An 11,846-nucleotide genomic window follows, 5' to 3' on the forward strand; every position below is an offset into this window, starting at 1 on the left:
CCTCTGTCCTGGATAAAGCATTTGGACCAGATGAGTTCGGTCGGGCCGATGATCCGCACCCTGCTGCCCAACAGCTCGGTTTGGCGGGCGTGTTCCAGCCACAGGTCGCCAACAGGCACCGTGCCGTTGGCCGAGCCGAAGATGACGTCGAAGAAATGCGTGCCCTTGAACACCTTGCCGAGCCACCGGTCGTCCTCGATTTCGACGGCATATCCAAGCTGCTTGAAATGGGCGAGGATCCGCGCGTAGTCGCCTGCCTTGCAGAAGATATCGAGGTCCTTGGTCTGGCGGGTGACACCCGTATAGGCGCTTACCGCGTAGGTCCCGGCGACCAGAAAGGGAATGTCGGTGGCGGCAAGCTCGCGGATTGCTTCGGTATAAAATACCTCCGCCTCGGCATTTTTGAGCGTCGGCGCCGCCTTTGCGTCAATCATGGGAAGCGAGACCAGAACGTTTTCAGGCAATGGGCCATTGGTCATGAAACGATGACTCCGAATCCGGCAACCGGCAGTCGCCCGCTGTGGTAACAACGTGAACCCCGCCTGGTTCCGCTACCGGGCGGCCAGCCAAAGGTTCATTCTCGTCACGTACTGGAAATTTCGGGATCGCGCCTGCCGATCCAAGCCCGGCCCAACGTCATCGCCGGCGCGCAAGTCTCTATGTCGCCTCGGAATCGGCCCATGCCGCCGCCAATGTCCCATTGGCCCAAATTTGAAACACCCCGTGGGTGCTCGATCTCGATCGTTTTAGAGTTTATTGGGCTTACCCAATCGGGTACAAAGCTGAAGCCGAGGCGCTTGATCTAACCGCACCCCGATCGGCGTGCGCCAAGCCATCATCAGGACCATCAAGGCATGACCCCCTCGCCTCCCTTTCTCGGCTTTCCCGACCGTCTTGCAGATAGCCGCGTGCCTCGTGCGGTGATCTTCGGGGCCGGTCACGGCAGCACCTATCCCGGCAAGGACAGCAGCGGCTATGCCTTGGCCGCCAACGCCATCCGTGCTGCCAGCCAGGACGATGCCGCGTTCGTCGAGCACTGGGATTTCGATCTTGGCGGCCCGCTGTTCGACGGCAAGCCGGACTCTTGCGTCGACGCCGGCGATATCTTGACCACCATGCATGACAATGCCGGCAACCGGGCCAGGATCGAGGCAAAAACGCGCGAGATCCTGACGTTGCCGGCTGTGCCGATCCTGATCGGCGGCGACTGTTCCATGACCATTCCCTTCCTCGCCGGCTTTGCAGAGCACGGGCCGGTCTGGGTCCTGCAGGTCGACGCCCATATAGACTGGCGCGACGAGGTTCATGGCGAACGCCACGGCTATTCGAGCCCGATGCGCAGGGCAAGCGAGATGCCGCATGTCGCCGGCATGGTGCAGGTCGGTCTGCGCAGCGTCGGCAGCGCGCGCATCGCCGAAATCGAAGCAGCCCGGCGCTATGGCAGCCGCTTCGTGACCGCCCGCGAGGTTCATGCCCAGGGCGTCGAAGCCGCGCTCCGGCATATTCCGGAAGCCGCGCGGGTCGTCGTCACCCTCGACTGCGACAGCCTTGATCCAAGCATCATGCCGGGCGTGGCGGCGCGTACACCCGGCGGCCTCACCTACACGCAGGTAATCGACCTGATCGCCGGCCTCGGCAAACGGGCCAGGATCGCAGGATTCGACCTTGTCGAGTTCTATCCTCCGGCCGATATTGACGGCCTGTCAGCGCTGACCGCCGCGCGCCTTCTTGTCAATGTGGTCGGCACCGTCGTCCGGCAGGTTTGATGTCAAAATCCCGCTCTTCGCCGCAGAGCGGCCCAAAGGCGCGTGAGCGAGCTTGCGGTTGAAATGCCCTTTTTGACACCTGGGTATTCGATCCTGCCTCGTCCGACCGGCTCGTCGCTCCAGACCAGGTTGAAAGCAATGCCCTTGAGCCCAAGCTCCCCGATCCGGCGTACGATCGTCTCCTGCAGATAAATATCGGATGTTCGCACCCCGTCGGCACGCTCGGGCAGCTTGAATATCTCGGTACCGCCGATTGCGTCCGCTCGAAGGACGAGGCTTTCGATCACCATGACGCCGCCATCGTCAAAGCGAACGATCTTTGAACGTTCCTCGTCCAGTGCATCGATCACGGTGGTGACATTGAAGAGCGATATTGGCTCGTCAGCAGGAAGCGGCAGGAATTCACCGTATGGTTGGAGGGTTGGCCGAAGCAACTTCGACGCCCTCGCTCGCAGGATGAGCACATGCTCGCCAAGCCATGGAAAATCTGAATATTGCCGGAGCGTACCGTCGTCGTGTTCGCGCAGGATCTCCATCCTGGGCGGATGCCATTGTGTCTGCTTCCGGCCGCAGAGCGTCGAAAACAGCTGGTAGTCGTCCGCCTGCCGAGGAAGGACCCATTCCTGTCCTTCGATCACGCTCAGGACATAGATATTCATCCGGTCCCCCGCACATCATCGCCTTGGTAGGCTCGGCCTGCTGCGCTGCTCTTCGCGCGCGTTCTCACCGCTGATCCGCGACGGCCATTTGCGGCACCGGCGGCAATTCGGGTGCATCCATCCCTTTGAAAGGGTCACGCCAGGCGTCGATGTCTTCAAGTCGACGGTACCAGCGGCTGACAGAGGGATAATCGTCGAGCGGCAGTCTGGCGGCGTCGTTGAACGGTAGGAAGGTCGCCATTCGAAAATCGGCATAGGAAACCGAATTGCCGACCAGCCACTGCCGCTCGGCAAGCACGGCGTCGAGTATTGCCGCAGCCGTATGGAATTGGTTCAGGCCCTCCTCCGCCCGCTTCTGATCGATCGGGCCGATGCCGTACCGCTGTTTCGTCCCACGTTCGAAATGCACCGTGTCGCAAGCGAGTGCGAAGTGCTCCTTGCCCCAGCTGAGCCACCGGATCATCTCAGGTTCGTCATCGCCGGTGCGCCAGAAATCCGAATGCGCGTGGCGCGACAGCCTGCAGGCTATGGCGTCTGCCTCCCAGAGGCTCTTTCCCTCATCATCCACAAGGATGGGCAGTGAGAGGTTGGGATTTAACCGGCGAAATTTCTCCATTTGCCCGGCAGCGAATGGCGAGGCGAATTCGAAGTCCAGTTTCGTTTCGAGATAGCGTGCGATCGCGACCGCCAATCGAGGATTGGGATTGCGGCTGAAGTACAGCTTCATTGGGCACCGACGATCTGGGCGACCACGCAATAGTCGATCATGAGCAGCCTCTATGCAGCTTCGAAGTCAGCCCAAGCGCCCATGTATCCCAATGGATTGGGCTCGCCTTTCATCATCGTTTTTCGCCAAGCTTCCTGCTCGGCATTCATCAGAGCCAATTCCCAAACACAGGCAATAACAGGTCTCTTAACCGTGTCCATCGGTTCGGTTGCGGAATACAGCTTCCGATAGATGTGCTGACAAAGCACCGAACCCTGTATCCACCAGTGAGCTAAGATGGACACACCGAGCTCACCAGGATGAATGATCACAAAGCCCATGCCATTCTCGTCACCCTCGTCCGCCACACGCGGCAGAACCTCCTGTCGCACGAATGACTGCGCCAGAGTCGCCATGGGTTCGTCGATCTTTCTGTTGTCTGCGACGAGACCATAGACTTTGAGCTTGAGACCACCAATGTCCCATTGGCCCAAATTTGAAACACCACGTGGATGGTAGATCTCGATCGTTTCAGAATTCACTGAGCGCACTCCAATTGGCTATTGGCAGCAGACGTACCTGATAGCTCATCACGCGACTTGCACCCGGCGCGATCAGCATCAGGCCTGGTTTGTCGACAAAATCACCATCGAAATCCACCGGGCTTGCAAGGCCGTGCCAGGGTTCGATGCACAGGAACGGCGCGCCGCCCGGCTTTGACCAGACGCCCAACTCCCGAACCCCTTGCCAGGACATCTCGATCGCCGGGCCACGCTCGGCGGCATAACGCACGCTGGAGCTGGCGGGCTGGTCCATGATCACCGCGTCCTCGTCGAACAACCGCTCGGAGAGCGGGAGTATGTTGCCTTCGACAGGCGTCGGCTGCGGCGTTTTCAGCAGCAGTCCGTCCTTAAGGCGGCGGATCGGCGCCGGTTCATCGTGGGCAAAGATCAGCCGGTAATCCGTCTTGGCCAGATCCGGCTGCAAGGGCCAATTGAATGCCGGGTGCGCCCCGATCGATGCCGGCAGCGGCTCATCGCCGGTGTTGGTGATGTCGAAAGTCACATCAAGCTGCTGGCGGACCAGCGTGTAGGTCACTTCAAGCCGAAAGGCGAACGGATAGCGCGCCCGGGTGTCGGCGTCGTCGGCAAGCACCAGCGTGCAGGATCGCGGTCCCTTCCGCGCCCAGGCAAACGGCTTGTCGCGCGCGAACCCGTGCTGCGTCATTGGATAGGTCCGGCCGCGATGGCGCAGATGATCGCCCGCCAGCCGCCCTACGATCGGGAACAGCACCGGCGAGTGACGCCGCCATTCCGGCCCCGCCTGCCACAGGAATTCGAATCCGCGCACATCTTGCAGCGAAATCAGTTCGGCGCCCTGCGCAACGATGGTCGCCGAGATACCGTCGCCATGAAGCGTTTGGCTGTCCTGTGCCACATTTCCTCGCGGGTCGTTGTTGAAGGCCGGCGCGGTGGGCAGACTAGCAAAAGCGCTTCGGGACTCAAGGTGCAGCCTGGTTCTGCAGGAACGAATTGTGGCCGGAGGATCTCCCTCCGGCCACCTCTCCGCATCAAGAGCAATAACCCTCGCTCTTGCCCACAGCGGATAGTCGTTATTCGCGTTCGCCGGTGAAATTCAGCAGCAGCTGGAAGATGTTGATGAAGTTCAGATAGAGCGAGAAGGCGCCGAAGACGGCAAGTTTCTGGCGCGATTCCGCGTCGAAATTCTCGGCATACTGTTCCTTGATCGTCTGCGTGTCCCAGGCGGTCAGGCCGATGAACACGGCGATGCCGATCACCGAGATGGCGAACTGCAGCGCGGTCGAGCCGAGGAAGATGTTGACGATGCTGGCGATCACCACGCCGATCAGGCCCATGATCAGGAACGACGAGAACTGGGTCAGGTCGCGCTTTGTCGTGTAGCCGTACAGGCTGGTGGCGCCGAACATGGTGGCTGCGATGAAGAAGGTGCGCGCGATGCTGGTTCCGGTGAACACCAGAAACACGGAGGCGAGCGAGAGGCCCATGACCGCGCAGAAGGCCCAGAACATCGCCTGGGCATTCGCCGCGGACATGGTCTGCATCTTGAACGAGAACAGCATGACGAAGGCGAGCGGTGCCAGCATCACCACCCATTTCAGCGGGCTGGAGAAGATCGGCACGTAGAGCGCCGGCGTCGATGAGATCATGAAGGCGACGAGGCCGGTGACCACCAGGCCGACACCCATGTAGTTGTAGACGCGCAGCATATGCTGGCGCAGGCCCTCGTCGAAGACGGCTCCGGTTTGGGCGCCGGCGGCGACGCGATATCCCAGATTGGGGGTGTTCATTTGCGTTCTCCTTTGTGGATCGATCAGTAGAGCGTCTTGGCGAGCGTCTCTGCGGCGCGGTCGAGGTCGTGGACCTCGCTTCGTCCGACCACCGCATAAGCCACATCGCCGATCTGGAAATAGGCCGATGAGATGTCGCCCGAGGGCGCGATCGTCGGCTTGACGACGTCGAAGGTTCCAGGCCGGATCGCAAACAGCGACACCAGCCCCATGTCTTTCGTCTCGACCGCCATCTCGACGCTCGGACCAAAGCGGGACGGATAGATCTGCACGTCGCGGACCTTCCAATCCTTGGGCAGCGACGGCATGACGATGGCGGTCGCGGCGCGAATCTCGCCGGCGTTGTAGTTGGGCGCCTCGGGCTGCGACGGCATGCTCTCGCGCACCAGCGTGGTCCTGTGGGCCCGCACTGCGTCGTCGACATAGGCGGGCGGCTGCGGCGAGGCGACGACCTTGGTCACCGACATCGGCCCGATGATACCGTTCGCCAGCCACCCGGCGGCGACGAAGACAGCAACCACCGCGGCGCGCTGCAGCACACCGAAGATGCGGCCGCGGGCAAGCCCCCTCTCCAGCCGCCGCGCGGCATCGGCGGTCGCGGGCCGTGCCATACCTTTGGAGCCGGCAAGCGCCACGCGCAGTTCATCGCGGGTCCTGAGATCCGACATCACGCGCGCCGCCGCCTCCGGGCGAGCGGACAAGAATGCCTCCACCTCGATGCGGCGGGTGACGTCGATCTGGTCGTCGACATAGGCGTCGAGGTCGATATCCGTCACGGGATCGACAGTTGCGGTCATGAAGGGCCTCCAACGATCCTGAGGTGGTTTTTTGCCTTCGCCGGCTCCTCCATCTCGCGCAGCGCGGCGCGCGCCCTGCCGATGCGCGACATCAGCGTGCCGAGCGGCACGCCGCTGGCATCGGCGGCCTGCTGATAGGAGAGGCCTTCGATAGCGACGAGGTGCAGCGCTGAACGCTGTTCTTCCGGCAGGCTGAAAAAAGCCTGGCGCACCTGCGCCAGGCGCACCGAATGTTCCTGTGGTGCCGGCGTGCTGCCGTCGGCCAGGTATCCAGCCTGTTCGACGCGCGACGCCTCGGACTTGCGGGCCCGCATCCTGTCGATGAAGGTGTTGTGGACGATCGACAGCAGCCACGCGCGCAGGTTTCCGCCGGAGCGGAAGGTGCTGCGCCGCTCATAAGCGCGCACCAGCGCGTCATGGACAAGGTCCTCGGCGTCGGTGCTGTCGCGCGTCAGCGAGCGCGCATAGCGGCGCAGCGAACCGAGCTGTCCTATGATGTCAAAGCGTGGCATCGGCGGTTTCATGTCCTGTTTACGGAACATGTGGGGATTTTAATCCCTGCCCTGCCAATTTTTTCCTTTGGAGGACATCGTTCGAATGCAACGATTGATGCCGGCATCAATCTTATCATCGGCATCGCCACGATGTGCCATGCCCGGTGGATCGTGCCTACTTCACACGCCTCTTCTCCAGCTTCCGCGCCAGCGTCCGGCGGTGCATGCCCAGCCGTCGTGCCGTCTCGGAAATGTTGAAGTCGGCCTCCACCAGCGTCTCGTGGATGCGCTCCCATTCGAGGTTCTTTATCGAGGTTGGCCGCTCGGCGAGCGGCACCGAAGCATTGCCCTCGACCTGGCCGAAAGCCGCTTCTATGTCGTCTGTATTGGCGGGCTTGGCGAGATACTGGCAGGCGCCGAGCTTGATCGCCTCGACAGCGGTGGCGATGCTGGCAAAGCCGGTCAACACGACGATCCGCATTTCAGGATCGTGTTCGTGCAGCGCCCTGACGCACTCAAGGCCCGAGCCGCTGGCAAGCTTGAGATCGACGACGGCATATTGGAAGGCAACGGTGCCGATCAGCGCCTGCACGCCGTCGACGCTCCGGCAGCTATGCGTTTCGTAATCACGCCGTTCGAAAGACCGGCGCAGTGCGTTGGCAAAGGCGATGTCGTCCTCGACGATCAGCAGCGTGCGTTCAGTCGGCATTGTGCCCTCGCGGAGACAGAGCAGCCAGCGGCAGATGCAACGTAACCGAAGCTCCCCCCTCGGTTCTGTTTCTTACAGTGACGCTACCCCCCAGCTTGCGGATGACATTGACGACCAGAAACAGGCCGAGCCCGCTACCTGGCCGGTTCTTGGTCGACGTGTAGGGCTTGCCGAATTCAGCAAGCATGGCTTCTTCAAATCCCGGTCCCGCGTCGACAACTTCGATGATGAGATCGTCCGCGTGGCGGCTGACGATCAAACCGACCCATAGAGGCGACGCTTCAAGTGCGTTGTCCAGTACATTGAACATCACCTGTTTGAGCGCGGGATCGGAGACGATCTCCTGGTTGGCGCCGAAACGCCTGGTGTATTCGAAACCTTGCGGCAGCCGTGTCGACTTCCATTCGGCCACCAGCTCCGCCAGAAAGGCATCGACGGAGGTGCGAACCGTGCCTTCGCCGCGCAATTCGCCCGACGACATCAGGATTCCCGAAACGATCTTCTTGCAACGGTCCAACTGGCCCTGCATCTCCCGGATTTCCTGCGCCAGATCCGGATCGGCCTCGAGAACCGGCATGCGCTGCCAGTCGTTGAGGATGACGGAAAGCGTAGCCAGCGGCGTGCCGAGCTCATGCGCGGCGCCAGAGGCGAGCAGGCCCATCCTGACGATGTGAGCCTCCTCCGCCGATTGCTGGCGCAAATCCGCAAGATGAGCGTCGCGGGTGCGAATGTTGTTCTGGACCCTGGTGATGAACAGCACCAGAAGCGTTGCCGCCAGGACGAAACAGATGAACATGCCCTGAATGTGCAGGCTGAACAGCCCGGCACCGTGTGCGGCGGGCAGGCTGATCTCACGGTAGAAGGTGGTCAGCGCGATGAAGCACGTGCTTGCAATGAGGACAAGCGCCCAGACCGACCATGTCTCCAGCAGTACCGCGCCCAGGATGACCTGGAGCAGGTAAAGCGAAATGAAGGGATTGGACGCGCCGCCGCTCAGGTAAAGCTGGACCGTCAACGCGGTGACGTCGAGCAGCAGTCCAAGAAACAGCTCGGTGTTGGTGATCGCGTCCTGGCTGCTGTGCCGGCGCAGGCTGGCGACGTTGAGAGCGATCAGCAGCAGGATCACCACTGCCATCGGCACCAGCGGCAGCCCGATGCCAAGCGCGTAGCGGACGAACAGGATCGTCACGATCTGACCGCCGACCGCGATCCAGCGCAGTTGGATCAGAAGCAGAAAATTCTGCTTGTTGGTCTTGTCGTGCAGCGTCATTGGGCCGGGAGGTCCCCAGCCCTGGCCAAGCAGGTCACTCAAGCGGGAGTCCGATCCAGGCGCTGGTTGAGCCGCAGCGCCAGCAGCGTGCATAGCGCTCCCGACAGCAGATAGGCGCCTGACGAGATCAGCCCGAAATGGGCGGACAGGAACAGGGCGACAATGGGGGCGAAGCCGGCGCCGAACAGCCAGGCGAGATCCGAGGTCAGCGCAGCACCTGTATAGCGGTAGTTCTTTGAAAAATTCGAGGCGAGTGCTCCCGAAGACTGGCCGAACGACAGGCCGAGCAGGACGAAGCCCAACACCATGAAGACGGACTCTCCGACGAAGCCGCCATCGAGCAGCTGTGGCGCGAAACCGCTGAACACGGCAATGGCCACCGCCGAGCCTCCAAGCAAGGGCCAGCGCCCGACCCGGTCGGCAACGACGCCCGAGATCGCGATTGCCGCCAGGCCGAAGAAGGCTCCGATCGTCTCGATGACCAGGAACCGTGCCGGTCCCTCGCGCGTGAACAGGAAGATCCAGGACAGAGGAAACACCGTCACCATGTGGAACAGGGCGAAGCTCGCCAGCGGCGCGAAAGCGCCGAGCACGACAGTGCGCCCTTCGGCGCGCAACGTCTCGCGGACGGAAGTCGGCTCCAGTTCCTGGCCTTCGAACAGTTTGGTGTATTCCGGCGTCACCACGATGCGCAGCCGCGCGAACAGGGCGACGACGTTGATGGCGAAGGCGACGAAGAACGGGTAGCGCCAACCCCAGCTGAAGAAGTCTTCAGCCGACAGGTTGCCGACGAAATATGCAAACAGGGCACTGGCGACGATGAGCCCGAGTGGCGCGCCCAGCTGCGGGATCATCGCATACCAGCCGCGACGCTTTTCGGGGGCATTCAACGCCAGCAGCGAGGCAAGTCCGTCCCATGTCCCGCCCAGCGCCAGTCCCTGACCGATCCGGAACATGGCCAGCAGCCAGGCCGAAGCCGGGCCGATCTGGTCGTAACCGGGCACGAAGGCGATCGACACGGTCGAGGTCCCCAGCAGGAACAGCGCGATGGTGAGCTTGGCGCTGCGTCCGTAGGCGCGGTCGAGCGCGGTGAAGATCGCCGTCCCGATCGGCCGCGCGATGAAGGCAAGCGCGAAGATGGCGAAGGAGTAGAGCGTGCCGGTCAACGGGTCGGCATATGGAAATACGAGCTTGGGGAAAACGATGACGGAAGCGATCGCGTAGACGAAGAAGTCGAAGAATTCCGACGTCCTGCCGATGATGACGCCAACGGCGATTTCGCCGGGCTTCACCTCATGATGCCGCGCATTGATCCGTCTTGCGTCGGCTTCGATCTTCGAAGTTGGGCTCACAGCATTCTCCGTCGCCCCGCCGCGGTCTCATACGATCGCTTGCCATGTGCGCGGGCCAGATGCTTTGATGACGCCTGCCGCGTCATTGCGGCATTGGACAAATTGTCCAATGCCTTCATCGCCGCGGTACGGTTAGCACTGGGGGGAACAACCGACAGGTCATACATTGAGCCGTCTTCGTACCCTTTTCCTGCTGCCCCTGCTGGCATCGCTCGGCTCCTGCAGCATGGTCGTCCTGAACCCTGCCGGCGACGTCGCCGAGCAGCAGCGCGACCTGCTGATGGTGTCCACGGCACTGATGCTGATCGTCATCATACCGGTGATGGCTCTCACCATATTCTTTGCCTGGCGATACCGCCAGTCCAACCGCGAGGCGCGCTACGAGCCGGATTGGGACCACTCGACCCATCTCGAACTCGTCATTTGGGCTGTGCCGCTTCTGATCATCATCTGCCTGGGCGCGGTGACCTGGATGGGCACCCATCTGCTCGACCCCTATCGTCCGATCGGACGTGTAGCGGCCGGCAAGCCGCTGCCGCCGGACGTGCGCCCGCTTGAGGTCGAAGTCGTCGCGCTCGACTGGAAATGGCTGTTCATCTATCCGGAATACGGCGTCGCCGTGGTCAACGAACTGGCTGCGCCGGTCGACCGGCCGATCAGCTTTCGCATTACCTCCGCATCGGTGATGAACTCCTTCTACATTCCAGCACTGGCCGGCCAGATCTATGCGATGCCGGGTATGGAAACCAGGCTGCACGCTGTCATCAACAAGTCCGGCGACTATGAAGGGTTCTCTGCCAATTACAGCGGCGCCGGCTTCTCGGGAATGCGCTTCGCGTTCCACGGCCTCGAGGATGCCGGTTTCCAGGCATGGATCGCGAAGGCAAAGGACAGCGGCGGCAAGCTCGACCGAAACGGCTATCTTGAGCTCGAACAGCCCAGTGAGAACCAACCCGTGCGCCACTATGCGGCGGTGGATAGCGATCTCTACAAGGCGATCCTCAACATGTGCGTCGAGCCCGGCAAGATGTGCATGAGCGAGATGTCGCAGATCGATGCCAAGGGCGGTCTGGGAATGGCCGGCATCCGCAACACCCTTCCGCTGCTGTATGACAAGTTCGCCCGGCGCGGCACGATATTCGGCCCCGCCCCATCCTATGTCGCCAGCATATGCACGACCGAAGAAGCACTGGCCGCTTCGAAGGCTGATCAATCCGCCACGCCGATGACCTCGACGCCGATAGTCGGCGCTGGTCTGCAACGGCCACTGCCCCTGTCGATCCGACTGCCGTCACCTTCCGCAACCGGCACGCTTCGGTCGCCCTTCAACTCCTGAGGCGCCACGCAAGACATGTTCGACAATCCTGCTCTTCTCAAGGCGATCTTCGGCCGGCTTACGTTCGAGTCGCTGCCGCTGCACGAGCCCATCGTGGTCGCGACCTTCATTGTCGTCGCGCTGGGCGGCATCGCCCTCGTCGGCGCGCTGACCTATTTCAAGCTCTGGGGCTATCTGTGGCGCGAATGGTTCACCAGCGTCGACCACAAGCGCATCGGTGTGATGTACATGGTGCTCGGCATCGTCATGCTGCTGCGCGGCTTCAGCGACGCCATCATGATGCGACTCCAGCAGGCGATGGCCTTCGGCGGTTCGGAAGGCTATCTCAATTCGCATCATTATGACCAGATCTTCACCGCGCACGGCGTCATCATGATCTTCTTCGTGGCGATGCCGCTGGTGACGGGCCTGATGAATTTCGTCGTCCC

The 11,846-nt window shown here is 61.9% G+C and carries 13 protein-coding genes and 1 pseudogene; 3 read left to right on the plus strand and 11 right to left on the minus strand.

From position 1 onward, the window contains the following. A pseudogene (locus tag ENZ74_RS07975) lies at positions 1-479 on the minus strand (nucleotidyltransferase family protein); the annotation flags it as partial. Positions 480-854: 375 nt separating this feature from the next. Between ENZ74_RS07975 and ENZ74_RS07980 the strand changes: the two are divergent. Beyond that, positions 855-1,766, plus strand: a complete 912-nt coding sequence (locus ENZ74_RS07980; RefSeq protein ID WP_063168037.1) for an agmatinase — start codon at positions 855-857, stop codon at positions 1,764-1,766. 2 nt (positions 1,767-1,768) lie between these two features. On the opposite strand, the gene ENZ74_RS07985 is transcribed toward ENZ74_RS07980, so the two are convergent. From ENZ74_RS07985 to ENZ74_RS08030, 10 genes are all read right to left on the minus strand, one after another. Next, a complete protein-coding gene (locus ENZ74_RS07985; RefSeq protein WP_013531516.1) occupies positions 1,769-2,425 on the minus strand; it encodes a DUF1629 domain-containing protein in 657 nt (218 codons plus the stop codon). A gap of 64 nt (positions 2,426-2,489) precedes the next feature. After that, complete coding sequence (locus tag ENZ74_RS07990; protein ID WP_127312721.1) at positions 2,490-3,152, minus strand: glutathione S-transferase family protein; 663 nt, start codon at positions 3,150-3,152, stop codon at positions 2,490-2,492. A 50-nt stretch (positions 3,153-3,202) separates the two neighbouring features. Next, entirely contained in the window at positions 3,203-3,673 is a 471-nt protein-coding gene (locus tag ENZ74_RS35010; RefSeq protein WP_013531514.1) for a hypothetical protein, read from the minus strand. Continuing rightward, complete coding sequence (locus ENZ74_RS08000) at positions 3,663-4,568, minus strand: aldose 1-epimerase family protein (protein ID WP_013531513.1); 906 nt, start codon at positions 4,566-4,568, stop codon at positions 3,663-3,665. Before ENZ74_RS08000 ends, ENZ74_RS35010 begins: the two co-directional genes overlap by 11 nt. 175 nt (positions 4,569-4,743) lie before the next feature. After that, a complete protein-coding gene (locus ENZ74_RS08005; RefSeq protein ID WP_013531512.1) occupies positions 4,744-5,460 on the minus strand; it encodes a Bax inhibitor-1/YccA family protein in 717 nt (238 codons plus the stop codon). A gap of 23 nt (positions 5,461-5,483) precedes the next feature. Then, positions 5,484-6,257 carry an anti-sigma factor gene (locus ENZ74_RS08010; RefSeq protein WP_013531511.1) on the minus strand — a complete coding sequence of 258 codons (774 nt, stop codon included), beginning with the start codon at positions 6,255-6,257 and terminating at the stop codon, positions 5,484-5,486. Then, complete coding sequence (locus ENZ74_RS08015; RefSeq protein ID WP_174299063.1) at positions 6,254-6,769, minus strand: sigma-70 family RNA polymerase sigma factor; 516 nt, start codon at positions 6,767-6,769, stop codon at positions 6,254-6,256. The genes ENZ74_RS08010 and ENZ74_RS08015 overlap by 4 nt, the downstream gene beginning before the upstream one ends. 157 nt (positions 6,770-6,926) lie before the next feature. Continuing rightward, positions 6,927-7,460 carry a response regulator transcription factor gene (locus ENZ74_RS08020; protein WP_013531509.1) on the minus strand — a complete coding sequence of 178 codons (534 nt, stop codon included), beginning with the start codon at positions 7,458-7,460 and terminating at the stop codon, positions 6,927-6,929. After that, positions 7,450-8,772: an ATP-binding protein gene (locus ENZ74_RS08025; RefSeq protein WP_013531508.1), complete on the minus strand. Its 1,323-nt coding sequence runs from the start codon at positions 8,770-8,772 to the stop codon at positions 7,450-7,452. The genes ENZ74_RS08020 and ENZ74_RS08025 overlap by 11 nt, the downstream gene beginning before the upstream one ends. Then, positions 8,769-10,082, minus strand: a complete 1,314-nt coding sequence (locus tag ENZ74_RS08030) for an MFS transporter (RefSeq protein ID WP_024505203.1) — start codon at positions 10,080-10,082, stop codon at positions 8,769-8,771. Before ENZ74_RS08030 ends, ENZ74_RS08025 begins: the two co-directional genes overlap by 4 nt. A gap of 166 nt (positions 10,083-10,248) precedes the next feature. Here ENZ74_RS08030 and cyoA point away from each other — a divergent pair, with 166 nt between their 5' ends. Next, the gene (gene cyoA / locus ENZ74_RS08035; RefSeq protein ID WP_013531506.1) at positions 10,249-11,418 is read left to right on the plus strand and encodes a ubiquinol oxidase subunit II; all 1,170 of its coding nucleotides are present in this window, start codon (positions 10,249-10,251) and stop codon (positions 11,416-11,418) included. Positions 11,419-11,433: 15 nt separating this feature from the next. Next, a partial coding sequence (locus tag ENZ74_RS08040; protein WP_206522266.1) for a cbb3-type cytochrome c oxidase subunit I occupies positions 11,434-11,846 on the plus strand: 413 nt, incomplete at its 3' end.

This window comes from Mesorhizobium sp. M7A.F.Ca.CA.002.15.2.1, assembly GCF_003998715.1.
GTDB classification, from domain to species: domain Bacteria; phylum Pseudomonadota; class Alphaproteobacteria; order Rhizobiales; family Rhizobiaceae; genus Mesorhizobium; species Mesorhizobium ciceri.